The organism is Limnobaculum parvum (assembly GCF_003096015.2).
Taxonomy (GTDB): Bacteria; Pseudomonadota; Gammaproteobacteria; order Enterobacterales; family Enterobacteriaceae; genus Limnobaculum; species Limnobaculum parvum.
Genome location: NZ_CP029185.2, coordinates 1,099,500 through 1,124,344 on the forward strand (window position 1 = coordinate 1,099,500; position 24,845 = coordinate 1,124,344).

23 protein-coding genes and 6 tRNA genes are annotated in these 24,845 nt (G+C 39.9%); 18 read left to right on the forward strand and 11 right to left on the reverse strand.

Translation table 11 applies throughout. The features are described 5' to 3' along the window. Positions 1-56 precede the first annotated feature (56 nt). From rfbC (HYN51_RS04245) to rfbD, 12 genes are all read left to right on the forward strand, one after another. Positions 57-605, forward strand: coding sequence for a dTDP-4-dehydrorhamnose 3,5-epimerase (rfbC, locus tag HYN51_RS04245; protein ID WP_157953065.1), 549 nt, complete (start codon positions 57-59; stop codon positions 603-605). Between the two features lie 65 nt (positions 606-670). Next, complete coding sequence (locus HYN51_RS04250; protein ID WP_108901704.1) at positions 671-1,075, forward strand: sugar 3,4-ketoisomerase; 405 nt, start codon at positions 671-673, stop codon at positions 1,073-1,075. Continuing rightward, the gene (locus tag HYN51_RS04255) at positions 1,062-1,529 is read left to right on the forward strand and encodes an acyltransferase (protein ID WP_108901705.1); all 468 of its coding nucleotides are present in this window, start codon (positions 1,062-1,064) and stop codon (positions 1,527-1,529) included. Before HYN51_RS04250 ends, HYN51_RS04255 begins: the two co-directional genes overlap by 14 nt. Beyond that, positions 1,522-2,628, forward strand: coding sequence for a DegT/DnrJ/EryC1/StrS family aminotransferase (locus HYN51_RS04260; protein ID WP_108901706.1), 1,107 nt, complete (start codon positions 1,522-1,524; stop codon positions 2,626-2,628). The genes HYN51_RS04255 and HYN51_RS04260 overlap by 8 nt, the downstream gene beginning before the upstream one ends. Then, complete coding sequence (locus HYN51_RS04265) at positions 2,628-3,899, forward strand: O-antigen translocase (protein WP_108901707.1); 1,272 nt, start codon at positions 2,628-2,630, stop codon at positions 3,897-3,899. The genes HYN51_RS04260 and HYN51_RS04265 overlap by 1 nt, the downstream gene beginning before the upstream one ends. Next, positions 3,896-4,936, forward strand: a complete 1,041-nt coding sequence (locus HYN51_RS04270; protein ID WP_108901708.1) for a glycosyltransferase family protein — start codon at positions 3,896-3,898, stop codon at positions 4,934-4,936. Before HYN51_RS04265 ends, HYN51_RS04270 begins: the two co-directional genes overlap by 4 nt. Positions 4,937-5,044: 108 nt before the next feature. Continuing rightward, the gene (locus HYN51_RS04275; protein ID WP_108901709.1) at positions 5,045-5,959 is read left to right on the forward strand and encodes a glycosyltransferase family 2 protein; all 915 of its coding nucleotides are present in this window, start codon (positions 5,045-5,047) and stop codon (positions 5,957-5,959) included. Between the two features lie 107 nt (positions 5,960-6,066). Then, a complete protein-coding gene (locus tag HYN51_RS04280) occupies positions 6,067-7,023 on the forward strand; it encodes an EpsG family protein (RefSeq protein WP_157952983.1) in 957 nt (318 codons plus the stop codon). A gap of 110 nt (positions 7,024-7,133) precedes the next feature. Beyond that, positions 7,134-7,997: a glycosyltransferase gene (locus HYN51_RS04285; RefSeq protein WP_108901711.1), complete on the forward strand. Its 864-nt coding sequence runs from the start codon at positions 7,134-7,136 to the stop codon at positions 7,995-7,997. After that, positions 7,990-8,778 carry a glycosyltransferase gene (locus tag HYN51_RS04290; protein WP_108901712.1) on the forward strand — a complete coding sequence of 263 codons (789 nt, stop codon included), beginning with the start codon at positions 7,990-7,992 and terminating at the stop codon, positions 8,776-8,778. Before HYN51_RS04285 ends, HYN51_RS04290 begins: the two co-directional genes overlap by 8 nt. A gap of 32 nt (positions 8,779-8,810) precedes the next feature. Next, complete coding sequence (gene rfbC / locus HYN51_RS04295; RefSeq protein ID WP_108901713.1) at positions 8,811-9,344, forward strand: dTDP-4-dehydrorhamnose 3,5-epimerase; 534 nt, start codon at positions 8,811-8,813, stop codon at positions 9,342-9,344. Beyond that, entirely contained in the window at positions 9,344-10,204 is an 861-nt protein-coding gene (gene rfbD / locus HYN51_RS04300; RefSeq protein WP_108901714.1) for a dTDP-4-dehydrorhamnose reductase, read from the forward strand. The genes rfbC (HYN51_RS04295) and rfbD overlap by 1 nt, the downstream gene beginning before the upstream one ends. A gap of 59 nt (positions 10,205-10,263) precedes the next feature. Here rfbD and cysZ read toward each other — a convergent pair whose 3' ends face one another. Beyond that, on the reverse strand, positions 10,264-11,022 hold the full coding sequence (gene cysZ, locus HYN51_RS04305; protein WP_108901715.1) for a sulfate transporter CysZ: 759 nt from the start codon (positions 11,020-11,022) through the stop codon (positions 10,264-10,266). A 217-nt stretch (positions 11,023-11,239) separates the two neighbouring features. On the opposite strand from cysZ, the gene zipA reads away from it, so the two are divergent. The 3 genes from zipA (at position 11,240) to HYN51_RS04320 (ending at position 14,491) form a co-directional block, all read left to right on the forward strand. Continuing rightward, the gene (gene zipA / locus HYN51_RS04310) at positions 11,240-12,142 is read left to right on the forward strand and encodes a cell division protein ZipA (RefSeq protein ID WP_108901716.1); all 903 of its coding nucleotides are present in this window, start codon (positions 11,240-11,242) and stop codon (positions 12,140-12,142) included. A gap of 88 nt (positions 12,143-12,230) precedes the next feature. Continuing rightward, positions 12,231-14,252, forward strand: a complete 2,022-nt coding sequence (ligA, locus tag HYN51_RS04315) for an NAD-dependent DNA ligase LigA (protein WP_108902158.1) — start codon at positions 12,231-12,233, stop codon at positions 14,250-14,252. A gap of 23 nt (positions 14,253-14,275) precedes the next feature. Beyond that, positions 14,276-14,491, forward strand: a complete 216-nt coding sequence (locus tag HYN51_RS04320; protein WP_108901717.1) for a DUF3820 family protein — start codon at positions 14,276-14,278, stop codon at positions 14,489-14,491. Between the two features lie 99 nt (positions 14,492-14,590). Here the strand turns inward: HYN51_RS04320 and HYN51_RS04325 are convergent. The 6 genes from HYN51_RS04325 to HYN51_RS04350 all read right to left on the reverse strand — a co-directional run bounded on the left by HYN51_RS04325 (position 14,591) and on the right by HYN51_RS04350 (position 16,357). Beyond that, positions 14,591-15,702, reverse strand: a protein-coding gene (locus HYN51_RS04325) for an IS3 family transposase (protein ID WP_407936335.1) whose coding sequence is annotated in 2 segments (ribosomal slippage) — positions 14,591-15,450 and positions 15,450-15,702 — 1,113 coding nt in all. Because the reading frame shifts where the segments join, the coding sequence is not laid out codon by codon here. A gap of 99 nt (positions 15,703-15,801) precedes the next feature. Beyond that, positions 15,802-15,888, reverse strand: a tRNA-Leu gene (locus HYN51_RS04330). A 69-nt stretch (positions 15,889-15,957) separates the two neighbouring features. Next, a tRNA-Lys gene (locus HYN51_RS04335) sits at positions 15,958-16,033 on the reverse strand. 6 nt (positions 16,034-16,039) lie between these two features. Further along, a tRNA-Val gene (locus tag HYN51_RS04340) sits at positions 16,040-16,115 on the reverse strand. 40 nt (positions 16,116-16,155) lie between these two features. Continuing rightward, positions 16,156-16,231 (reverse strand) — tRNA-Val (locus tag HYN51_RS04345). 50 nt (positions 16,232-16,281) lie between these two features. Beyond that, positions 16,282-16,357: transfer RNA gene (locus HYN51_RS04350), tRNA-Val, on the reverse strand. Between the two features lie 247 nt (positions 16,358-16,604). On the opposite strand from HYN51_RS04350, the gene gltX reads away from it, so the two are divergent. Next, positions 16,605-18,020, forward strand: a complete 1,416-nt coding sequence (gene gltX / locus HYN51_RS04355) for a glutamate--tRNA ligase (RefSeq protein ID WP_108902159.1) — start codon at positions 16,605-16,607, stop codon at positions 18,018-18,020. Between the two features lie 216 nt (positions 18,021-18,236). Next, positions 18,237-18,312 (forward strand) — tRNA-Ala (locus HYN51_RS04360). An 89-nt stretch (positions 18,313-18,401) separates the two neighbouring features. Here the strand turns inward: HYN51_RS04360 and HYN51_RS04365 are convergent. Next, a complete protein-coding gene (locus HYN51_RS04365; RefSeq protein ID WP_108901719.1) occupies positions 18,402-19,379 on the reverse strand; it encodes an isoaspartyl peptidase/L-asparaginase family protein in 978 nt (325 codons plus the stop codon). A 671-nt stretch (positions 19,380-20,050) separates the two neighbouring features. Here HYN51_RS04365 and HYN51_RS04370 point away from each other — a divergent pair. After that, positions 20,051-21,280, forward strand: a complete 1,230-nt coding sequence (locus tag HYN51_RS04370) for an Nramp family divalent metal transporter (protein ID WP_108901720.1) — start codon at positions 20,051-20,053, stop codon at positions 21,278-21,280. Positions 21,281-21,333: 53 nt separating this feature from the next. Here the strand turns inward: HYN51_RS04370 and mgrA are convergent, their stop codons facing one another. The 3 genes from mgrA to chaA form a co-directional block, all read right to left on the reverse strand. After that, positions 21,334-22,326, reverse strand: coding sequence for an L-glyceraldehyde 3-phosphate reductase (gene mgrA, locus HYN51_RS04375; RefSeq protein ID WP_108901721.1), 993 nt, complete (start codon positions 22,324-22,326; stop codon positions 21,334-21,336). Positions 22,327-22,408: 82 nt separating this feature from the next. Further along, positions 22,409-23,446, reverse strand: coding sequence for an NADP-dependent oxidoreductase (locus tag HYN51_RS04380; protein ID WP_108901722.1), 1,038 nt, complete (start codon positions 23,444-23,446; stop codon positions 22,409-22,411). Positions 23,447-23,647: 201 nt separating this feature from the next. Then, positions 23,648-24,757: a sodium-potassium/proton antiporter ChaA gene (gene chaA / locus HYN51_RS04385; protein WP_108901723.1), complete on the reverse strand. Its 1,110-nt coding sequence runs from the start codon at positions 24,755-24,757 to the stop codon at positions 23,648-23,650. Between the last annotated feature and the right edge of the window lie 88 nt (positions 24,758-24,845).

The window sequence follows — 24,845 nt, forward strand, 5'->3', positions numbered from 1 at the left end:
TAAAGAATGATTGCAATAGATATTTGCTGGAAATGATTAAAGGTTATCTATAAATGATGAATGTTATTAAAACTGAAATCCCTGATGTATTAATTTTTGAACCACGAGTTTTTGGTGATGACCGTGGATTTTTCTTTGAAAGTTTTAATCAGAAGGTTTTTGAAGAGGCTGTAGGATATAAAATAGACTTTATTCAGGATAATCATTCTAAATCAAGCAAAGGTGTTTTACGCGGTTTGCATTATCAATTGCCACCATTTGCGCAAGCTAAGTTAGTTCGCTGTATAGTGGGTGAGGTTTTTGATATAGTGGTTGACATACGTAAGAATTCACCAACCTGCGGTAAATGGGTTGGAGTAAATTTATCTGCTGAGAATAAGCGCCAACTTTGGATACCTGAAGGATTTGCTCACGGTTTTCTTGTTTTGAGTGAATTAGCTGAATTCGTTTACAAAACGACAAATTATTATTCCAAAGAATGTGAAAGAAGTATTATTTATAATGATCTATCATTAAATATAAATTGGCCTGGTGACAGTGTTTCTTTTGTGCTTTCTGAAAAAGATAAATTAGCAGATAAATACAAAGATATAATATATTTTTAATTTAAAAATCATATATCTTTGCTAAAGAATATCATATATCACAATTACATATTACGAGAGAAATAATGGAAATTCAATTAATTCCTTTACAAAAACATGGCGATGAAAGAGGTCTATTAATTGCACTGGAAGAGGAAAAGAATATTCCATTCCCTATAAAGCGTGTTTATTATATGTTTGATACATTGAAAGACATTCGCAGGGGGTATCATGCCCATAAATCAATTAGACAAATAGCTATTGCCGTTAGAGGACAATGTAAATTTCATCTTGATGATGGAAAGTTAAAAAAACAAGTATTATTGGATGATCCCGCAAAGGGATTATTAATTGAACCATATATATGGCATGAGATGTATGATTTTAGTGATGATTGTATATTAATGGTATTAGCAAATGATTTTTACGATGAGGCCGATTATATTCGTAACTATACAGAGTTTATGGAGGATATAAATGAACATCCATAGTCTTAGTGACGTAAAATCAACGTCTATAGGTAAGGGGACTAATATTTGGCAATTTGTCGTTGTATTGAAAGGCGCTGTTATTGGTGAAAACTGTAATATTTGTGCAAATACTTTAATAGAGAATGATGTAATAATTGGAAATAATGTCACCGTTAAAAGTGGTGTATACATTTGGGATGGTGTAGAACTTGAGGATAATGTATTTATTGGACCGTGCGTGACATTTACGAATGATAAAATTCCACGTTCAAAAATATATCCTGATAAGTTTTTAAAAATAAAAGTCAAAAAAGGTGCTTCAATAGGAGCAAATGCAACTATTCTTCCCGGTGTAACTATCGGCGAGATGGCTATGGTTGGTGCTGGCAGCGTGGTGACCAAAGACGTTCCTGCATATGCTGTTGTTGTCGGCAATCCTGCAAAAGTAATTAGGTGGATGAGTCAAGATGAATAATATTATTTTTTTGGATTTAAAAAAGATAAATTCTCAATACGAATATGAATTAAAAGAAGCATGTAGCAGAGTAATTGATTCTGGCTGGTATATCATGGGAAAAGAGTTAACTGAGTTTGAGGCTGAATTTGCTTCTTATTGCAATACTAAGCATTGTATTGGAGTAGCTAATGGGCTTGATGCCTTAATATTGGTGTTAAGAGCATGGAAAGAACTTGGCTTACTCAATGATGGCGATGAAGTTATTGTCCCTGCGAATACCTACATCGCATCAATTTTAGCAATTTCTGAAAACGGATTGAAACCGGTATTGTGTGAGCCTAATATAGATACTTATAATCTTGATGCTCAGGGTATTAAAAAGTGTATTACATCTAAGACAAAAGCCATTCTACCTGTCCATATTTATGGAACCATATCTCCAATGGATGAGATTTGCCAGTTAGCAAAAGATCACAATTTACTTATTCTGGAAGATTGTGCTCAGTCACATGGTGCAGAAATTGCTGGCGTTAAAGCTGGGGCATGGGGAGATGCCAGTGGATTTAGTTTCTACCCAGGTAAAAACCTGGGAGCGCTAGGTGATGCCGGTGCTATAACAACAAATGATGATAAGTTAGCTGATATCTTAGTTGCTCTTAGAAACTATGGCTCACATAAAAAATATGAGAACCTATACCAAGGGGTCAATAGTAGACTTGATGAAATCCAAGCTGCAATGTTGAGAGTGAAAATAAAATACTTGGCTGATGAAACTATACTTAGACAGAAAATTGCTGAGTACTATTTATCAAAAATTAATAATCCGCTAGTTACATTACCGAATTATCAAGAGAGAAATAGGCATGTCTGGCATTTATTCGTGCTGAGATGCAAAGAAAGGTCCAGATTACAAAGCTATTTATCAGAAAATGGCATTCAAACACTAATTCACTATCCTATTCCTCCACATAAACAGAAGGCATATCAAGAGTTCAATGATTATGTTTTACCTCTAACGGAACAGATTCACAGGGAAATTTTATCTATCCCTATAAGTCCTGTTATGGAGACTGCTGAAATTGATTGTGTTGTAAATATCATTAATAACTTTAGATAATGAAAAAAATTTATAAAGTCACCTTCTTTTCTGGATGTTATACACTTCTAAAGATGGCGGCTGGGTTTATTGTTAGCAAAGTCATTGCAATATATGCAGGACCGTCAGGTATGGCGATGCTTGGCCAATTGCAAAGTATTATTGTTATTATCAATGGACTTGTTACAGCCCCGGCAGGCAATGGTCTTGTACGATATACAGCAGAAAATCATAACCAGAGTATAGTTTCATGTATTCCATGGTGGCGAGCATGTTTATGTATTTCATGTGCTCTAATGTTGTGCATAATTCCTTTAGTAATCTTTTGTGCGGATACTATTTCTTATTATGTATTTTCTACGAATAAATACGCATGGTTAATTATCTTAGGTTGTGTGGTATTGCCATTCTCGTTGGCTAATACGATTATATCATCAGTATTAAATGGTAAGGAGAAGTATAAGGAATTTATTTCACTTGGTATGTTTTCCGTTATTATATCTACGACTTTAATAATAATACTGATAATCAATTATGGCTTAACAGGTGGATTGATTGCTATTGTACTAGGTAGCGCCTTATCTGGACTAGTTATGCTTATTTACGCAATGACAACATCATGGTTTAAAATAAAGTATTGGATAGGAAAGACAGATAAGGAAAGTTTAAAAGGAATATTTGGTTATACCATTATGGCATTAACCACTGCAGTAACGGCTCCCATTGCTCTAATATTAGTGCGTAATATCATAGTTGAGGAGTCCGGTTGGAATCAAGCTGGTCAATGGCAGTCAGTATGGAAAATATCTGAAGTTTATCTTAGTGTAATTACAATAGCACTAAGCACATATGTTATACCAAAGCTTTCATTGCTTAAGAATCCAATAGTTATTAAGAAAGAAGTTGCAGTATTAATGAAAAATATTCTACCGATTGTTGTTCTTATGGCTGCTGGTATTTATTTTATGCGAGATATCTGCATTACTTTACTTTTCACAGAAGAGTTTAGAGCAGCTAGGGAGCTGTTTTTATATCAGTTAATTGGTGATGTAATTAAAGTGGCTGCATTTATCTATGCATATCCTATTTTGACTCAAGGTAAAACTAAGATTTATATTATATCTGAAGTGCTATTTTCATTCGGCTTTGTTATATTATCGTTAATTTTTGTTAAACTGTATGGAGCTCAAGGAGCAAATATAGGTTATATGATTAATTATATACTTTATTTTATCTTTGCTTTTACATACACAAACATCATAAGCATAAAGAAAGAAGAGGCCATAAGTTGAAAATAATATTTCCTGTTTTTGGGTTTGGGAAATCTGGTGGTGAAAGAGTAATTTCAAAACTAGCAACACAACTTAAGAATTGCGGTCATGATGTGATCTTTATAGCTCCAGAACATAATGCTAAGCCGTATTATCCGACCTCAGCTGATATTGTAAAGGTTAAACGAGAAACTCGATATATAAAAATAATATGTTCGGTAATTAATTTTTATCGAATATTGAGAGTTTGCAAAGCTATTAAACCTGATTGTGCAATAGCTAGTTTTCATCCAACTGCATTTTTAGTTTTTCTGTTACCATCTAAGCTAAAGAAATTTTATTATATACAAGCGTATGAGGTCGTTTTTTATAAGCAGTTGTGGCGACGAGCAATAGTTTATTTAAGCTATATTTTACCTTTAAGAAAAATAGTGAATAGTGCCCAGTTGTTGCCAAGAAGTATCAATAATTTTGATGGGATAGTTTCAGCAGGTGTTGATACAGATCTCTTTAGACAAAGAATAAATGAAAACGAAGGAAGGAAAAAAACTGTTGGGTTGGTAGGAAGAAAAGAAGCGCATAAAGGAACTAATGAAGTCATTGATATTTTGATATCGGGCAGTTTTAGTAGCCAATTTAATATTAATATCGCGGTTTATTTGAGTGAAGAAAATAAAATTAAGCTAGATAAAAACAATATGTCTTATACGTATATTGATATCAATTCAGATGAGGAACTGGCAAATTTTTATCGTATGAATGATATTATGCTGGCCGTTGGGTTAGTTGAAGATGGTGCGTTTCATTATCCATGTGCGGAAGCAATGGCTTCCGGGTGTTTGGTTATATCTAATTATGCACCATTAGTAGGTACCAATAGTAAACTTGTACTAACTACTTTTGGTGCTCACTACATATTTGATAGCCTTAATACAGCATTGGAATTGAGTGATGTAGAAATAAATCATGAGATTGAACGTAACTTGAAAATAATAAAAAAAATCTCATGGGATATAGTCGGTATTGAATTTAATAATATACTTACAAAAAATAATTGAATACTTGTAATGTATTTTTATGAAAAATAATAACTTCTTTTTCTTGATGTATTAGAGAGAAATGAATTTTGCGATATCAAACGAATATATTTAAGGTAATTACTACTAATGGCTAACAAAAGCGTACTAGCTATAATTGTACTTTTTAATCCTGACTTTTCGACATTAAGTCGACTACTAATTAGTGTTGTCAATCAGGTTGAAAAAATTATTATTGTTGATAATACTCCTAATGCTAATACAGAAGAGTTAAAGAAGGTTTTTTTGCAGTTTAATAATAAAATCATATATAAACCCCTTGGTGATAATTATGGAATAGCTGCAGCGCAGAATGTAGGTATTAAATTCTCCCAAGGTAATTCTTTTTCCCACGTGTTACTTTTGGATCAAGATAGTGAATTACCATTGAGTATGGTCCGTGATTTGCTTGATGCAGAACATAAACTGCTAAACAACAATATACAAGTAGCTGCTGTTGGACCTGCATTTATTGATGAAAAAACAGGTGAAAAGGCTCCGGCGATTAATGTTAAGTTGCTGCATACTAAAAAAATACCTATAGATGAAAATAAAGAATATATTAAGAGTGATTATATTATTGCATCAGGTAGCTTAATAAGAACAAACATTCTTAGTAAGTTTGGTATGATGGATGAAAAATTATTTATAGATTGGGTTGATATTGAGTGGGGAGAGCGATGCAATAAGCTGGGTTATTATACTTTTATTATACCTTCAGTTTTAATGAAACATAGTATTGGCGATGATTTCGTTAAATTTACGGGGAAAAATATTAATTTACATACTGATTTTAGAAACTATTTTATTGTCAGGAATGCAACCTACTTGTTATTTAATAATAGTCTTCGATTCAGAAGTCGTTTATTGTTTCTTTTTAAAATCCCGTGTTATATTATTTTTTATTCTACTGTATCTAAAAGAAAAATTTATTCTGTAGGGTTATTATGTAAAGCAGTTATAGATGGTTTTTTTCGTAATATGTATAAAGGGCATTTTAAATAATGTATCAGATGCTTTATACAGGAGTGATTCTGTGTTTGTGTCTGACGGGGCTTTTTAAGATATATGTAAGCCCCAAAAAACACTTTCAGTCATTGATGTTGCTATCTATGGCAATTTTCTTATCTGTATTTTCTGGAAGTCGAAAGCCATTGGTTGATCGAGATTATCTTGGCTATACCCGCTGGATCGATAATATTGGAAGTTCTTTTAGTGACGTAGTAGCTCAAGGTAAAGATATAGGGTTTATTTTAATTTATAAATTTTCATCAATTTTTAGCGATGGTTATATTCTATTTTTTACTTTAGTCTCTTTTCTTTCCATTCTATTCAAACTTAAATTCTCATCAACCATTTTTAATGGAAAATTTACTTTATTAATTTTTTTTCTGATATTTTCTAGATTCTATTTATTACATGATTTCACACAGGTTAGAGCCGGTCTTGCGATTGCGCTAGCGTCATATAGTATAGTGTTTTTAATGAAATATCATAAGAAAAAGACATATTTATTTGTATTGCTTGCTGGGTTAATACATCTATCTTCATTATTATTAATAGTTTTGTATGTAATATATGGTTTTATTAAAAACAAAAGGATGTTTTTTTTCTTATTATTAGCATTACCCCTTCTGGGGATTTTTATGGGGGAGGGAATAAAAAATATTTTACCATTGATAAATTCTGATAGATTAAATGTTTATCTCAATGGTGAGTATATGACTGAGAAAGTTTCACTACTTACATCCTATTATTTAGTGAGATTTTTTGTATTCTATTTTTTAATGTTTATCTGCTATTCTAAATTGATATCTGAATATAAAATTTATTTATTTTTTACTTCTCTGAGCTTGTTTTTTCACGCCGCATTATCATGGAATGATGCGATAGCATTAAGAACAGTTGAAGTAATAGGCTTGTTTGATATGGTGACGCTTATTTTACCTTTGATGTGTCTTAATAATAGAAGTCGCCTGCTATATGGTTTCTTAATTATAATTGTAGGTATTCTGTTTTATATGTCGACGATGAAAATAGTGAACCCATACGAAAGCTATATTTTTTAATAATATTCATTATGAATGCTTTAAGGAAATATATTTATCTATACATTCCTTACAAAGAATACGCGTAGCAATACTACTTGTGGCTTATAATGGAATAGGCATGCTTATCTTTGCATGATGTTACGCCGAACGTTGTAAGCAAGTATCGTTTTGTTTATTGCCATAATCCGTCGCCTTTTTATCGCCGAGCAGGGTTGAGGGAATTAACTATAGAACCATCCTTTTTCGTTTTTAGATACCTTTATAGCTTTTTTTATCGATTTAACATCCGAAAAAATGATGCGATATTCGTTCAGCAACAGTGGTTAGCTAAAGCATTTAAAGAACGATATGATGTTAATAATATCGTTGTTTCATACCCCACTGATTCACGTAACTCTGATAATAATGTTGATGTTAGGGTTAAAGAATTTGCTGATGATAAGATTATCCGGGTTATTTATCCTGCGGTGCCTCGGGTTTTTAAGAATTATGAATATCTTTTTCAGGTGGCTGAGTTAGTTGAGAAAGATGGTGGTTTTTCATTTAACGTTACAATTGACGGTAGTGAAAATAAGTATTCTAAAGAGTTATACAGAAAATATTCACATTTAAGGAATGCTAATTTTCTTGGTTATCAATCAGCCAAAATGATGAAACAGGCATATCAGAATTCGGACGTTCTTTGTTTTCCATCGATGCTGGAAACTTGGGGGTTGCCAATTAGCGAAGCCAAAGATTATGGTTTAAGAATCTTTGCCGCTGATTTACCTTATGCTCATGAAACTGTAGGAAAGTATCCCTATGCTAGTTTTTTTTCTCCTGGATCACCTAAAGAGTTAGCCAATTTATTGTTGGATTTGAGAAATCAAAAAAATGATTTTTCTTTTTCTAATAAGGGCAACAATAGTGATGATAATCATAGTGATTCAAGGGAAATATTTGGATGGGATGATTTTCTAAAATTTATCATATATAAGGTTAAAAATGATTAACATAGTCATTGTTTCGCACGGCCATACTGAGTTTATTTACAACTTAGTAAATTTGCTTAACACTTCATCTGATTTTTATAATCTTTATGTGAAAGATAATCTAAAAGATAATGCTCTTAAACATTTCTGTTCTAAAAATAATATAGGTTATATTGTCACTGATAATTCACTAGGATTTGGAGCTAATAATAACGAAGTTGTTAGATGTTTAAATGAGAATCATGAGTTTCATAATGATGATTATTTTTTATTTCTAAATCCAGACGTTAGTATCACCGATGATTCTTTAAGAGAACTTTATAATATCACTATCCAAAATAATTATGAACTCGTAACGGTAAATTTATTTAGAGATAATGAACTTACTCTTTCTGATAATTCAATTAGAACATTCCCAACGATTATTGATTTTGTTTCCTCTTTATTATTTCGTCAAAATAGAACTATCCTTAATAAAAACAATATATCTAGCCATACAAAAGTTGATTGGTGTGCGGGTTCATTTATTTTAATCAAATCTAATACTTTTATTTCGATTGGTGGATTTGATGAATCGTATTTTATGTATTGTGAAGATGTGGATTTATGTTGGAGATTAAAAGATAAAGGTATCTTAGTTACTTATCTTCCCGAAGTAAAAGCAGTTCACTACGCCCAGCATGATAATAGAAAACTGATGTCAAAAGCATTTTTTTGGCATTTAAAGAGTGCATTAAGATTTTCATTGAAGTCAACATTACACAGTTTAGGTTTTTCGTTTGGAATAAAATCTAGGTTATAAAAGTTATTGTTCTCTCTAATCGGTAATGAGATATGTTAATAAAGAAAACTAAAATATCAGGTGTAAAAATTATTGAGCCCAAAGTCTTTGGTGATAAGAGAGGCTTTTTTCTTGAAACGTATGAAAAAAAACGCTACCAAGATCTTTTAGAACTCGACGTTGAGTTTGTTCAAGATAATTATTCGCGCTCCCAAAAAGGTGTGCTTCGTGGCTTACATTTTCAACGTATAAATCCTCAAGGTAAGTTAGTACGAGTAGTGCGCGGTGAAGTCTTTGATGTTGCAGTTGATATTCGTCCCGATTCGCCAACATTTGGTCAATGGGACGGTGCGTTTCTTTCTGAAGACAATAAAACTCAATTTTGGATTCCTCCTGGATTGGCACATGGCTTTGTGGTGTTATCTGATATTGCCGATTTTGAGTATAAATGTACTGACTATTATAACCCAGCTAGTGAGGGATGCTTGATCTGGAATGATCCTGACGTTGGTATTGAATGGCCAATTGATAACCCAATACTTTCAGATAAAGATATGTTAGGTAAAAGATTTAAGGATCTTTTTTGATGCGTGTATTACTTACTGGTGCCGATGGGCAGTTGGGTCGGTGTTTTCAGGATCGTTTGCCTGTCGGGTGGGTGATCCGTGAAACTGATGCAAAAACATTAGACATTACTGATAGTTTAGCTGTGTTTGCTGAAGTCGATTCTTTCAAGCCAGACCTAATTGTAAATGCAGCAGCCTATACTGCCGTGGATAAGGCTGAATCAGAGTCTGAAATTGCATCACTAGTGAATGTTGATGGTGCTAGAAATTTGGCTAATGCAGCATTACGAGTTAATGCTAAATTTATCCATATCTCAACGGATTATGTATTTGATGGGAATGCGGTAACTCCATATCAAGAAACAGATGTTACTAATCCATTAGGTATATATGGAAAAACCAAACTGGATGGTGAATTATCAGTTTTAGCTGTGAACGATGAATCTATCGTTATTCGTACAGCTTGGGTTTTTAGTGAATATGGTAATAATTTTGTAAAAACTATGTTGAGGTTAGGAGTAGACCGTGCCTGCTTAGGAGTGGTTGCCGACCAACGTGGTTGTCCAACTTATGCTGGAGATATTGCAAATGCTATATTGTTATTAGTGCAAAATAGCAATGTTAAAGGTGGTATCTACCATTACTGTGGCGATAAAGACGTTAGTTGGTTTGAGTTTGCTGAAGCCATCTTTAAACAAGCGAAAATGGTAGGTTACTCTGGTAGTCCTGAAGTAAAAGGAATTACAACGAAAGACTATCCAACACCAGCTGCCCGGCCTAAATATTCAATATTGAACTGTCAAAAGATCAAGCAATATTCAGGTATTGAAGAGTCTGATTGGCGAACGGCATTAGCTGCAATATGTATTAAGTTAATTTAAATTTCGTAGGCGGCCCATTTTTACTGAAATGGGCCATATTGCGTGTTTTATCTGGTTATTTATTCCCCGACCAACTTCCCCCGATACCTCTCAACCCACATCGCCGTCGCACCACACACGGCAACCGGCATAATGAACAGATTCAGAAACGGTATCATGGTGAACAGGCTGACGACTGCGCCAAACTGGATATTGCGAACTTTTTCCTGACTCAGCGTTAGCTTCATATCTTTAAAACTAACTTTATGGTTATCGAAAGGATAGTCGTTGTACTGGATGGAAAGCATCCATGAGCTAAACAGAAACCATAAAACAGGAAATAGTGTTTGGCCAACGCCAGGAATAAAGTAAAGAACCAACAGTAGTAGAGCTCGAGGCAGGTAATAAGCCAGTTTTAGCCATTCGCGCTTCATAATGCGTGGGATATCTTTGATGATGCTGGTATCAGGTAATGGTTTTCCTGTTAACTTTGCTTCAAGCTTTTCGGCTAAGAGGCCATTAAATGGCGCAGCAATCCAGTTAGCTATAGTACTAAAAAGATAACCAAAAATTAGTAGAATGGTGATCACTGACACAGGCCAGAGCAAATAACTCAGCCACTGCAACCAGTTCGGAACATAGCTCATAAGAGTGGGGATCCATTCGCCTAACTGGCTGTATAACCACCAGAATGCACCACCGATTAGCAAAATATTGATTAATAGGGGGAGGATAACAAAGCGTTTGATACCAGGAAGAGTAACAAGCTTAAAACCTTGTGTGATATAGTGAAAACCGCTTTTAGCGGATTGGTCATATTGATCAGATTGTATTGTCATGCATTAAAAGTTCCAGTTATAAACGCAAATCAGGTTATCATATTCTATGATAAATACATTGCGAACTTTGTGAAGGCTAAAAAGTAAGCAAAAAAGTAAAAAAACGTATTTATCGAGAATAAAATCAAGCACAGGCTTGCACTTGGATACGCGGACAAATAGATTAGTAGGGTGAATGTTTGCCGCGGTGGCATGTATTAGAAGAGCAGAGATAGCGATGATGCAGAATTTGCGTCTAGTATTGATAGTTGTTGGAGCTATAGCAATTTTAGCGTTGTTAATACACGGTTTATGGATCAGCCGTAAGGAACGCTCGTCAATTTTTCGGGATAAACCACCGAAGCGTGGGATGACACAAGAAAACTCAAGGCCTTTTGACTCTTTGGAGGAAGGGGTTGGAGAAGTTCGTGTTCGCTCAGTTTCAGTATCTCGAACCGAACCATTATCTGTTCAGGAACCGGTTGTGGAAACTAAACCACTGCCCGAGTTCTCGTTAGTATCAAACGAGCTGAAGCCGCCAGCCTCTGAATTAGAGCTGGAGCCTGAAGATGATGAGGTTTCACCGATTCAGATGTCTTTTGATGATGTTTTGGCTTTCCCGGAAGAACCTAAACCGGTAGAACAAGAAATCGTGGAGGTTATTACTGCTTCTGCACAGGTGCAGGAGGAGACCAGAGCTCAGCTTACGGATAAACCACGGGAACTGGTGATTGTATTACACGTTTCTGCATTGAATGGCGGTAGTATTGCTGGCGATGTACTGTTACCGAGTATTTTGCATGCAGGATTTAAATTTGGCGCTATGGGTATATTCCATCGCCATGTTGATCCGGCAGGAAGCGGCCCGGTATTGTTCAGTTTGGCTAACATGATCAAACCCGGTTCGTTTGATCCAGAAAATATGGCTGACTTTTTAACGCCTGGTATCTCCATGTTTATGATGGTGCCGTCTTATGGCAATGCTCATCAGAACTTTAAGCTGATGCTTCAGTCTGCACAGCGTATTGCTGATGATGTCGGTGGCGTGGTTTTAGATGATGCTCGTCATATGATAACTCCTCAAAAGCTTGAAACTTATAAGGCCCAAATCAGAGAAGTACTTGAGAGTGCATCCAAGTAATAATGAATAAGGCTGTTATTTGATTATCTATTTATTTAATAAAACCCCCGCTAGCCGGGGGTTTTTTATCATTATCGGTGAATGAATGATGGAATCCCTTAAGCAACGTTTAATTGAACTCTGTGAACAACTGCGTCATCACGAATATCTGTACCATGTTCTTGATGCACAAGAAATTCCTGATGCTGAATATGATCGTTTGATGCGCGAACTGCGAGATATTGAGGGCGCTCATCCTGAGTGGGTAACCGATGATTCACCAACACAACGCGTTGGCGCTGCGCCTTTATCTGCATTTGAGCAGGTAACTCATGAAGTCCCAATGTTATCGTTGGATAACGTATTTGATGAACAAAGTTACTTGGCTTTTGATAAACGGCTACATGACCGTTTAAAGATCGATGAAGATATCACGTTTTGTTGTGAGTTGAAGCTGGATGGATTAGCCGTCAGTTTACTATATGAAGATGGTCGTCTGGTACAGGGCGCTACTCGGGGCGATGGTACTACCGGAGAAAATATTACCTCGAATGTGAGGACAATTGGCGCTATACCTTTACGTCTGACGGGCGAAAATATTCCACATCGTCTTGAAGTTCGGGGTGAGGTTTTTATGCCGCAGGCAGGCTTGGAACAGTTGAATGAGCATGCTCGACGTAATCATGAAAAAATATTTGCAAACCCACGTAATGCCGCAGCAGGGTCATTAAGGCAGTTGGACCCAAGAATTACGGCCAAAAGGCCGCTGACTTTCTTTTGTTATGGTGTGGGCCTGATTGATGGCGGAGAACTTCCTGATAGCCACTGGGAACGTTTAATGCAGTTTAAGCGCTGGGGATTACCTGTCAGCGATCGTATTCAATTATGTAAGGGTAGTCAGCAGGTATTGGATTTTTATCATCAGGTTCAAGAGCAGCGTGTTAGCCTAGGTTTTGATATTGATGGTGTCGTTATCAAAGTTGATGATTTAGCACTCCAGAAAGAGTTGGGGTTTGTGGCTAAAGCACCTCGCTGGGCAGCGGCATTTAAATTTCCGGCTCAGGAACAGATGACCATATTACGTGATGTCGAGTTTCAGGTAGGACGTACTGGGGCAATAACGCCGGTGGCTCGTCTGGAGCCGGTTACCGTTGCTGGGGTCACTGTGAGTAATGCGACTCTGCATAATGCCGATGAGATTGCTCGTTTAGGGCTCTGTATTGGCGATACGGTAGTGATTCGTCGCGCAGGTGATGTCATTCCTCAGGTCGTCGGCGTTATCGCGTCAAAACGTCCCTTAGACGCAAGAGAAATCGTTTTCCCGACCGAATGCCCTGTATGTGGTTCAAGCGTTGAAAAGATAGAGGGTGAAGCAGTCGCTCGTTGTAGTGGTGGCTTGGTTTGCGCCGCTCAAAGAAAAGAGTCTCTGAAGCACTTTGTTTCTCGCCGGGCCATGGATGTAGAAGGGATGGGGGATAAGATCATCGAGCAGTTAGTGGATAAAGAATATGTTCATACGCCTGCTGATTTATATCGCTTGTCGATTGGTATTCTGAGTCGCCTTGAACGCATGGGGCCTAAGTCAGCACAGAATCTGGTCGAAGCGCTGGAAAAATCCAAAAAGACCACGTTTGCTCGTTTTCTGTTTGCTTTAGGTATTCGTGAAGTGGGAGAAACAACGGCAGCTAATCTTGCCAGCCATTTTGGTTCTCTAGAGGCTTTGCAAGCTGCGGATATGGATGCGCTTAAAACTGTGCAGGATGTAGGAGAGGTTGTGGCTAAACATACCTTCAATTTTCTGTGTGAAGAGCATAATCAGCACATTATTAACGAGCTAACTGGTCCTGAAATTGCGATTCATTGGCCTGCACCCGTGGTGATTGTTGCCGAAGAGATAGATAGTCCTTTTGCTGGTAAAACGGTGGTGCTAACGGGGTCACTTAGTCAAATGTCCAGGGATGACGCTAAAGCCAGACTGATTGCTTTAGGCGCAAAGGTTAGTGGAAGCGTGTCGAAAAAAACGGATATGGTAATTGCCGGCGAAGCAGCAGGTTCAAAACTGGCTAAAGCTCAAGAGTTGGATATCCCGGTGATTGATGAGGCAGAGATGATCCGCTTACTTGACGCATAATAGCTAAACAGGATACTGATGGAATGATAGAGAAAGAACATTTGCTTCAGATTGCCAATACGCCAATGCCGTTTGGTAAATATAAGGGCAGAATGTTGGTGGATTTACCCGACGAATATCTATTATGGTTTTCTAAGAAAGGTTTTCCTGCGGGTCCATTAGGGCAACTGATGGAGCTGACCTTAGCGTTAAAGATAGAAGGGCTGGATAATGTTATCCGACCATTAAAACGCGGATAAAGTTATTTGAGAGAGTCTGACTTGTTCAGGCTCTTTTTTTGTATTTTTGATATTGAGATCGGTTATAGAAGCGAAAATAAGAGTGTAAGTACACCCGTTTTAGTACCACATATTTTTTGAGATTTCTGAGTTTTCAGCCATCAGCCGGTATTCTTCCGGTGTCAGGTTATTCAGGGATTCATGAGGTCGCTCACTGTTGTATTCATTCAGCCAGCGATCTGTGATCTCCCGTACTTCATTCAGCGTTTTGAACAGGTAAAAATCCGGTATTTCTGTCCGATACGTCCGATTAAACCGTTCGATATACGCATTCTGCGTCGGCTTGCCTGGCTTGATAAATTCTAGCTTCACACCATGATCTTCAGCCCATTGTGCCAGCGTCAGTGATATCAGTTCCGGCCCATTATCCATTCGCATCTTCAGCGGATATCCCCGGTTTTCCACTATCCTCTCCAGTACTCGAACGACGCGCTGTGCCGGGATATTCAGATCAATTTCTATGGCCAGAGCCTCACGATTAAAATCATCCACAACGTTGAAGGTCCGAAAACGTCGGCCACAGACCAATGCGTCGTGCATAAAATCGATGGACCAGCTCTGGTTAAGTGCGTCCGGCGTTGCCAGCGGAGCCGGATTGCGCACCGGCAGGCGTTGCTTACCTTTACGACGAAAATTCAGTTTTAGCAGGCAGTAAATCCGGTGCACACGTTTGTGGTTCCAGGCATGCCCCTGCCTGCGAAGCACCTGAAAAAGTTTCTTAAATCCGTAGCGTGGATAACGCTCAGCCGCTTCAGTCAGCGCCTGGATCACCGCTTCATCACGTCTCGTATTCGGTTGGTAGCGAAACACTGTCCTGCTCAGCGATAACGTCCTGCATGCCTGGCGTATGCTCATCGTAAACTGTGTAGTCAGATAGCCGACGAGTTCACGCTTTATCGCTGGTTTTAAAGCTTTTTTTCGATGACATCCTTCAGCGCTCGGCATTCCAAACTCAGATCGGCAAACATCTGTTTCAGGCGACGATTCTCGTCCTCAAGATCTTTGATTTTTTTGATATCAGCAGCTTCCATACCGCCATACTTCGCCTTCCAGTTGTAATAGCTGGCTTCAGAAATAGCGGCCTCACGGCAGACATCTTTCACCGTTCGTCCGGCTTCAACGGATTTAAGAACGGCGATTATCTGGTGCTCTGTGAATCGGATTTTACGCATGGTGATCTCCTCTGGGGATATAATCAGTATGTCAGAAGATCTCTAAAAGTGAATGGCTCGTTTTGATGGGGTACTTACAAGAGGATGCTACATTTGAAATGGTGCCCGGGGCGAGACTTGAACTCGCACGGCGTTGCCGCCGAGGGATTTTAAATCCCTTGTGTCTACCGATTTCACCACCCGGGCCACGCTGGAAGTTTACATAAAAAAAGCGCCTTGAGCGCCATTTCCATACTATCACAAACTATCCATAATTGGTGGGTCGTGCAGGATTCGAACCTGCGACCAATTGATTAAAAGTCAACTGCTCTACCGACTGAGCTAACGACCCAATTAATGGTGGGTGATGACGGGCTCGAACCGCCGACCCCCTCCGTGTAAAGGAGGTGCTCTACCAACTGAGCTAATCACCCAAAACTCAATACTGCTATTTTTACTACGCTACACAAATCATGGTGGGTGATGACGGGCTCGAACCGCCGACCCCCTCCGTGTAAAGGAGGTGCTCTACCAACTGAGCTAATCACCCAATACTACATGCCGTTATTTTACTGCGTTTTTACTACAGTACACAAAGAATGGTGGGTGATGACGGGCTCGAACCGCCGACCCCCTCCGTGTAAAGGAGATGCTCTACCAACTGAGCTAATCACCCTTCTCGTGTGGAGGTGCATTATAGGGATCCGTCCAACTGAGTCAATGATTTTTTGAATGAAACTGACTGTTCGTCGTAATTTTAGTCAGTATGGTAAATACTTTTTAAATTTATCTCTGTTTTCAGTGTGCCTTGAACATTGAGGATTCAGTATGGAGTGATAGAATGTGCGCCACTATAGCGAAAGGTAGATATTAAATTGATCTTTGCTAATTAAATCTTGTAACAAGGCTAACGCTCCATGACCATGAAAATAAAAACACGTTTTGCTCCAAGTCCAACCGGTGATTTACACGTCGGTGGTGCTCGTACCGCGCTTTATTCCTGGCTGTTTTCACGTCATTTGGGCGGTGAGTTCATTTTACGAATTGAAGATACCGATCTGGAACGTTCAACCCAGAAAGCAATCGATGCGATTATGGATGGCATGAACTGGTTAGGTATTGATTGGGATGAAGGCCCTTATTTTCAGACTAAGCGTTTTGACCGCTACAACGCTGTTATTGATGAAATGTTGACGGCGGGTACTGCGTATAAATGCTATTGCTCTAAAGAGCGTCTGGAAGCATTACGTGAAGAGCAAATGGCTCGTGGCGAAAAGGCTCGCTATGATGGTCATTGCCTTCATGAGCAGTGCAATCATGCGGATAATGAACCTCATGTGGTGCGTTTCCTGAACCCACAAGAAGGTTCAGTGATTTTTGATGATAAAATTCGTGGCCCAATTGAAATTAGCAATCAGGAGTTGGATGATTTAATCATCCGTCGTACTGATGGTGCTCCAACCTATAACTTCTGTGTCGTGGTAGATGACTGGGATATGGAGATCACTCACGTAATCCGTGGGGAAGATCATATCAATAATACACCTCGCCAAATTAATATTTTGAAAGCGCTGGGTGCACCAATTCCTGAATATGCCCATGTTTCAATGATTCTGGGTGATGACGGGCAGAAGTTGTCTAAACGTAATGGTGCTGCCAGCGTGATGCAGTATCGTGATGCAGGTTATTTACCCGAGGCGCTGTTGAATTATTTGGTTCGCTTGGGGTGGTCTCATGGCGATCAGGAAATTTTTAGCGTTGATGATATGAAGCAGCTATTTACGCTGGACGCTGTTAGCAAATCAGCCAGTGCATTCAATACTGAAAAATTACAGTGGTTAAATCATCACTATATTAATCATTTGCCACCTGAATATGTCGCAGTTCATTTATCATGGCATATACATGAACAAGGTTTTAATACTCAGAATGGTCCACAGTTAGTCGAAATTGTTCAACTGCTGGGTGAGCGTTGTAAGACTCTGAAAGAAATGGCGGAATCGTGCCGTTATTTCTATGAAGAGTTTGATGAATTTGATGCCGATGCCGCTAAGAAACATCTGCGCCCGGTAGCGAAAGAGGCTCTGGATTTGGCTCGGGCTAAACTGAGTGCAATTAGTGACTGGAGCGTTGAGAATGTTCATCATGCGATTGAAAGCACCGCTGCCGAATTAGACGTGGGGATGGGTAAAGTCGGTATGCCGTTGCGTGTTGCGGTAACCGGCTGCGGTCAGTCTCCGGGAGTTGATGCAACGGTACATGCAGTCGGTAAGTCTCGTAGTCTGGCTCGAATCGATCGCGCACTGGCATTCATTTCTGAGCGTGAATCACAACAATAATAGATCTAATGACGGAGAAGGTTATTAGGTGAATAATAAAAGTCGGGCTGTAAAAGGTCCGACTTTTATATTGTTCTACCTATAAATTGACAGCTTTGCTTTCTTTTTCATCATTCAGATTAATTCTGCAAATTAGCCGTTGACAGACCTCCCTGATGTTTCATATTATGCGCCCGTCCTAACGATGTTGTTACCAGACACGCATCATATAGATTTGGGGTTATAGCTCAGCTGGGAGAGCGCTTGCATGGCATGCAAGAGGTCGGCGGTTCGATCCCGCCTAGCTCCACCAAATTTGAAGAAGCCGACTGTGAAGTCGGCTTTTTTATTTTTTAACGAAAAAAACAGGGCAGGGTCTGAATGCCCCACCCATGCCAACCACTAATCCCGATAAATACTCACATATACCGTTTGCCCCACGCGGCCAATGCCCCGGTACATGCCTTCGCTATTAAACGGGGTCGCTACGTTTCCCTTTGAGTCAATGGCAATTAAGCCTCCGCGTCCATTGATGGCGGGTAACTTTTCCATGACGACTTTATCCGTCGCTTGTTCTAGTGACATTCCGGCATATTCCATCATGGCGGAAACATCATATGCAGCAACGGTTCTCATAAACATTTCGCCTGTACCGGTGGTGGATACCGCAACGGTGTGGTTATTGGCATAGCAGCCAGCGCCGATAAGGGGTGAGTCACCCACTCTGCCTACTTGTTTATTGGTCATGCCGCCGGTAGAAGTAGCCGCAGCCAGATTGCCATGAATGTCGATAGCGACAGCGCCCACAGTACCGAATTTTTTGTCTGGATCGATAGGTTCACTTTGGCTTTTTTGAGCTTCCTTTGTTGCACCATCGTGATCCAGCACCGCACCACTTTGTTCTCGCAAAGCGCGTTGGAGTTGTTCATAGCGTGCTTCAGTAAAGTAATATTTAGGCTCTACAAATTCAATTCTCTGAGTTTTAGCAAATGCTTCAGCGCCATCGCCAATAAACATTACGTGGTTGCTATGTTCCATCACTGCACGGGCGGCCAAAATTGGATTACGGATATGAGATACGCCAGCAACAGCGCCTGCATTTAGTGTGGCACCATCCATAATCGATGCATCGAGTTCATTAGTACCAGCATGGGTGAAAACGGCCCCTTTTCCTGCATTGAATAGCGGGTTTTCTTCCAATAATCGAACCGCTTCGGTTACCGCATCCAGTGCGCTGCCTCCTGAGGCAAGAATGGTTTGACCTGCGGTAACTATCTCGGAGAGTGCCTGACGGAATTCTTGTTCTTTTTCTGTAGTCATGGCTGTTCTGGTGATGGCACCAGCACCACCATGGATGGCAATTACAGGAGTGAGAGTCATAGTTGTATCTGGTCCGTTGGTGAATGCGTTTAAGATTATGTTGTCGCAATATTTCAGAATGAATCGGTTTCGATGGTTAATTTTTCATTATTTGAAATGTGCTCAACTGAATGATAGGCCTACTGGACTATATGTTTTTTGATTACTGAAGGTAAAGTGGAAAATGACTAAAGAGTGGTGGATGTCTCTAATTAATTGTCAGTGGGTATGACACGGATTCGCGATTTACTTGATTCAATACAAAATTATTATCGTCATATCTTGATTAAATCGCGTTAGCCCGTTTCTTTATACCTGTTTAAATTCAGTTTATTACCTTCTGTTTTCTCCAGTATATTTCCCTGTGGAATAAATCTGACGCTCTTGTGGTCACCGGCTATAACAAATTATGAATAGTTTTTATTCTATGGTTAATGCAATGATTGTTAATGAATAATTTTATTATTGTTACATTTGGTTTCTTAAATGTTGCATCTGTGATGTGCGCTATAGTTTACTGTATTATAGTAACCATAATATTTACGTTGATTTAGGTAATACAGCTGCGGTTTTCGATAAGAAATACAATCTAGCTGTTTAATTTCACCTATCTGAGCAATAAGTGTAATTGAATTGATATTTGAATAAGAATCATTATCATTTAAGTATGTGTTGATTCGGGGAATATAGCCATGTCAGATTCAGGTGCCATCGTTCAGTCAGGTAAAGTATCAAGAAAGATTAGACTTGCTTTGATGGGGCCTGCTTTTATTGCCGCCATCGGCTATATCGACCCAGGTAACTTCGCAACCAATATTCAGGCTGGTTCAGCTTTTGGTTACCAGCTTCTTTGGGTTGTTGTCTGGGCCAATATCATGGCGATGATAGTACAGCTTTTTTCCGCTAAGCTGGGGATTGCTACCAATAAAAACTTGGCAGAACATATTCGCGATCGGTTCCCACGTCCGGTTGTCTGGTTCTATTGGGTGCAGGCTGAGTTGGTCGCAATAGCGACGGATCTGGCGGAGTTTATTGGCGCAGCGATTGGGTTCAAATTATTGCTGGGTGTGAGTTTGTTAAACGGCGCAGTGATAACTGGCATCTGTACTTTTCTGATTTTAATGTTGCAGAGTAGGGGAGATAAACCGTTAGAGCGGGTAATTGGTACTTTTCTGCTATTTGTTGCTGGAGCCTATATCATTGAGTTGGTTTTTTCAGCACCTGATGTTGTTGAGCTCTCTACCGGCATGTTAATACCGGGATTACCAAATAACGAGGCCGTATTTCTGGCTGCGGGGGTATTGGGTGCGACTATCATGCCGCATGTTATCTATCTACATTCTGCATTGACACAAAATTCAAAAGGCTCTCGGGAAGAACGCTATTCAGCTACCAAGTGGGATGTTGCTGTGGCGATGACCATCGCTGGTTTTGTTAATTTATCGATGATGGCAATGGCGGCAGCCGTGTTTCACTTTCATGGACAAACGAGTGTTACTGCACTGGATCAGGCCTATGTTACGTTAGAGCCTTTGTTAGGCAAATTTGCTGCGGTGACTTTTGGTCTCAGTTTGGTGGCTGCGGGACTGTCTTCTACTGTTGTCGGAACGATGGCTGGACAGGTTGTGATGCAAGGTTTTATTCACTTCAAGATACCGCTTTGGCTACGCCGTGCAGTGACGATGCTGCCCTCGTTTGTAGTGATTATGAGCGGTATGGATGCTACCCGTATTCTGATTGTCAGTCAGGTATTCCTCAGCTTCGGTATTGCACTGGCACTTATTCCACTACTGAGCTTTACTGGAAATCGACAGCTGATGGGGGACTTGGTCAATAGTCCATTGATGCAAAATATTGGGCGGATAATCGTAGGATTGGTCGTTAGCCTGAATATCTATTTGCTAATTAGTTTCTTCTTATAGCAGATAGTCGCCACGATAAAGGTTATCCGTGGCGACTATGGGAGCTATCTATTTTATTTGACCAGAATTGTTTCTATCTCATTCAGTTCCTGTTGGCTAAACGTCAGGTTATTTAACGCAGCTACTGCATCTTTGATTTGGCTGACTTTGCTGGCACCAATTAAAGCGGAGGTCACTTTTCCCTCCCGTAAAACCCATGCCAGAGCCATTTGAACCAATTTTTGTCCACGGCGTTGGGCTATTTCATTGAGTTGACGAATTTGAGTTAGCCGTGCGTCTGTTAACTGGTCGCTGGTGAGGAACGGACTGTCACTGGCGATACGTGAACCTTCTGGAATACCCGACAAATAGCGGTCGGTTAAAAGACCCCCTGCCAGCGGAGAGAACGCAATTGATCCAACCCCTTCTTCTTGTAAAACATCTTGTAATCCATTTTCAATCCAGCGTTCAAACATGGAGTACTTGGGCTGGTGAATAAGACAAGGCGTTCCTAGGGCATTAAGAATACGAATAGCTTCTGTGGCTTTATCCGCTGGATAGTTGGAAAGCCCGACATACAGCGCCTTGCCCTGGCGCACAATCAAGTCGAGTGCTGACATCGTTTCTTCCAGTGGAGTATTCGGGTCAGGGCGATGGTGATAAAAAATATCAACATAGTCGAGATCCATACGTTTCAGGCTCTGATCAAGACTGGAGACCAGATATTTTTTAGACCCAAAATCGCCATAAGGGCCGGGCCACATGGTATATCCGGCCTTGGAAGAGATAATCATTTCATCGCGATAGTGCTGAAAATCCTGCTTCAAAATGCGCCCGAAATTGATTTCTGCTGAACCAGGAGGAGGACCGTAATTATTTGCCAAATCAAAATGAGTAATACCCGCATCAAAAGCGGTGCGGATCATTTCACGACTGTTTTCATACAGGGTAACATCACCAAAATTGTGCCAAAGGCCAAGCGATATTTTTGGTAGCTGTATTCCGCTGCGACCACAACGGGCATATTGCATGGAAGTATACCGTTGTGGATTGACGAAGTGGGACATTCATATCTCCTTAGAAAGGTACATGCCGATGACTGATGTACCGAATAATAAAATCAGATAAAGCATAGTGGAGTGACAATAATTAGTTCTCATTACCTAGCTGAATAACTAATTTTCCGAAATTCTCGCCGGTTAACAGACCAATAAATGCCTCTGGTGCATTTTCTAACCCTTGGACCAGATGTTCCCGGTGTTTGATATTTCCTTCTGCTACCCATTGACTCATTTGCTGGATGAACTCACCAAAATGGTGAGCATAGTCATTGAAGATAATGAACCCCTGCATGCGGATTCTCTTTTTCAGAATAATGCTTTCCAACAGGCTGAGTCGGTCTGGGCCATCGGGTAGGGCTGTTGCGTTATATTGAGAGATGATGCCGCAAACCGGAATTCGGGCGCGTGGATTTAACAGAGGAAGAACGGCATCAAATACTTTTCCTCCTACGTTTTCATAGTAAATATCAATACCCTGAGGGCAAGCATTGGCCAATTGCTGGGCTAAATCTGGTTGATAGTGGTCGAGACATAAATCGAATCCTAATGTTTCTACCGCATAGCGACATTTTTCGGCACCGCCAGCAATACCGATTACCCTACATCCTTTTAGTTTAGCTATTTGGCCGACAGTACCGCCCACAGGCCCTGTTGCAGCAGCAACAACCAATGTTTCTCCTGCTTTGGGTTGACCAATATCCAAAAGCCCCATATAAGCGGTAAATCCCGGCATTCCCAAGATCCCTAACGCATAGGAAGGATGAGGGATTGCACTGTTTAGCTTAATGATGTCTTGGCCATCAGTAACCACATAATCTTGCCAACCAGCTTGGCCAACCACCCAGTCACCGGCCTGAAATTCGGGATGGTTAGATTGCACCACTTTACTGACCGTACCACCAACAATGACGTCATTTATCTCCATCGGAGGAGAATAGGATGGCGCATCGCTCATACGTCCACGTACATAAGGATCGAGGGAAAGGTAGACATTACGTAGCAGCAACTCACCCGAACCAATTGCGGGAACTGGCTGTTGTTCTAGGCGGAAATTACTTGGCGTAGGGGCACCATAAGGGCGGGAAGCAAGAACAATACGACGGTTGATATTTGGGCTTTGACTCATGACGGCTTCCTTTATTAATGCAGATAAGGGGAAACTGAGCTTTATTTGTGTAACACAAAGTACCTCTAATCATGGTCAATAAACAGCATTTGTGTTTGTTTAATTGAGTGAAAAAATGAAAAGCCTGATGGGCGAAGGAAATACAGATAGGTGGAAATAAAAACGTCACTGGACTCAGTGACGTTTTGGCGAAATAGGCGATTATCCCATCATTAGGACTAGCATATAAGCAACAAATACGGCCAGATGAGCTGCACCATTCAGTACATTAGTTCTGCCAGTTGCAAACGAACTCTGACAAAGTAGTAACACCGTAACAAGTAATACAACGTTAGAGGTTGATAGGCCAAAGACCAGATGCTGACCGGTGATCATCGCAATAACAACGACTGCTGGTACTGTCAGAGAAATCGTCGCCAGTACGGAACCAAAAAACAGGTTCATCGCGCGCTGCACCTGATTATTCATTACGGCCTTCAGTGCACCTAGACCTTCCGGTGAAAGAATCAATAATGCGATCAGGAAGCCGGTAAACTGTGGTGGCGCATGTAATTCAGTTAATAAGTACTCTAGTGAACCCGCATTGATTTTAGTGACGGCGATAACGGCGACCAAATGAATCACTAACCAACAGGCATGCCAAGCATTACCGTGAGCAGAGGGTTTTCCGTGATGTTCATCCGGGCCATCTCCTTCATCTTCGTGTTCATATATAAACAAATTCTGATGAGTTTTCGTCTGAATTGTCAGGAAGACGATATACATTCCCGCAGACAGCAGCGCAATGATTAAGAGTTGACCAGAACTAAAGGCTCCACTATCAAACGTTGCGGGTAATACCAGAACGATAATTGCCAGCGGCAGTAGCGCTGTTAAATATTGTTTAATACCCGCGAGATTAACGTGTTGAGTTGCAAACTTGCGACCGCCCAGTAATAAAGAGATCCCCACCAGCCCACTCATGACTATCATAATGACAGAATATAGCGTATCCCTCATCAGCGTTGGTCCAGTGTCACCGGTCACCATCAGCGCAGAAATTAGGCTGACTTCCAGTATCACCACCGCCAGACTCAGGATCAGTGAACCGTAAGGTTCTCCCAGTCTGTGGGCCAGTACGTCAGCATGACGAACCACGCTAAAAGCTGCTCCCAGAATAGTAATCAGAGCAAGAAGGTTAATTAAGACAGTAATCAGAAGGTTAGTATTGTACTGCATAAAGAGCAGTACAGGGATGGTAATCATAGTCAGAATGAGTGAATACTCTTTATGACGCGTTTTGCCTGAAGGATGGTGTTGTGCTTGATCCATAAACTCTCTCTGTGGCTAAGGGATAATCAGATGATAAAGTGAAGTTCTATTCTTATTACATTCAGAATGAATATTAATAGAACTTTAG

Excerpts from the sequence above, each read along its gene's own strand:
- rfbC (WP_157953065.1), top strand. The coding sequence starts at position 57 with ATGAATGTTATTAAAACTGAAATCCCTGATGTATTAATTTTTGAACCA.
- HYN51_RS04250 (WP_108901704.1), top strand. The coding sequence starts at position 671 with ATGGAAATTCAATTAATTCCTTTACAAAAACATGGCGATGAAAGAGGT.
- HYN51_RS04255 (WP_108901705.1), top strand. The coding sequence starts at position 1,062 with ATGAACATCCATAGTCTTAGTGACGTAAAATCAACGTCTATAGGTAAG.
- HYN51_RS04260 (WP_108901706.1), top strand. The coding sequence starts at position 1,522 with ATGAATAATATTATTTTTTTGGATTTAAAAAAGATAAATTCTCAATAC.
- HYN51_RS04265 (WP_108901707.1), top strand. The coding sequence starts at position 2,628 with ATGAAAAAAATTTATAAAGTCACCTTCTTTTCTGGATGTTATACACTT.
- HYN51_RS04275 (WP_108901709.1), top strand. The coding sequence starts at position 5,045 with ATGGCTAACAAAAGCGTACTAGCTATAATTGTACTTTTTAATCCTGAC.
- HYN51_RS04280 (WP_157952983.1), top strand. The coding sequence starts at position 6,067 with ATGGCAATTTTCTTATCTGTATTTTCTGGAAGTCGAAAGCCATTGGTT.
- HYN51_RS04290 (WP_108901712.1), top strand. The coding sequence starts at position 7,990 with ATGATTAACATAGTCATTGTTTCGCACGGCCATACTGAGTTTATTTAC.
- rfbC (WP_108901713.1), top strand. The coding sequence starts at position 8,811 with ATGTTAATAAAGAAAACTAAAATATCAGGTGTAAAAATTATTGAGCCC.
- rfbD (WP_108901714.1), top strand. The coding sequence starts at position 9,344 with ATGCGTGTATTACTTACTGGTGCCGATGGGCAGTTGGGTCGGTGTTTT.
- cysZ (WP_108901715.1), bottom strand. The coding sequence starts at position 11,022 with ATGACAATACAATCTGATCAATATGACCAATCCGCTAAAAGCGGTTTT.
- zipA (WP_108901716.1), top strand. The coding sequence starts at position 11,240 with ATGATGCAGAATTTGCGTCTAGTATTGATAGTTGTTGGAGCTATAGCA.
- ligA (WP_108902158.1), top strand. The coding sequence starts at position 12,231 with ATGGAATCCCTTAAGCAACGTTTAATTGAACTCTGTGAACAACTGCGT.
- HYN51_RS04320 (WP_108901717.1), top strand. The coding sequence starts at position 14,276 with ATGATAGAGAAAGAACATTTGCTTCAGATTGCCAATACGCCAATGCCG.
- gltX (WP_108902159.1), top strand. The coding sequence starts at position 16,605 with ATGAAAATAAAAACACGTTTTGCTCCAAGTCCAACCGGTGATTTACAC.
- HYN51_RS04365 (WP_108901719.1), bottom strand. The coding sequence starts at position 19,379 with ATGACTCTCACTCCTGTAATTGCCATCCATGGTGGTGCTGGTGCCATC.
- HYN51_RS04370 (WP_108901720.1), top strand. The coding sequence starts at position 20,051 with ATGTCAGATTCAGGTGCCATCGTTCAGTCAGGTAAAGTATCAAGAAAG.
- mgrA (WP_108901721.1), bottom strand. The coding sequence starts at position 22,326 with ATGTCCCACTTCGTCAATCCACAACGGTATACTTCCATGCAATATGCC.
- HYN51_RS04380 (WP_108901722.1), bottom strand. The coding sequence starts at position 23,446 with ATGAGTCAAAGCCCAAATATCAACCGTCGTATTGTTCTTGCTTCCCGC.
- chaA (WP_108901723.1), bottom strand. The coding sequence starts at position 24,757 with ATGGATCAAGCACAACACCATCCTTCAGGCAAAACGCGTCATAAAGAG.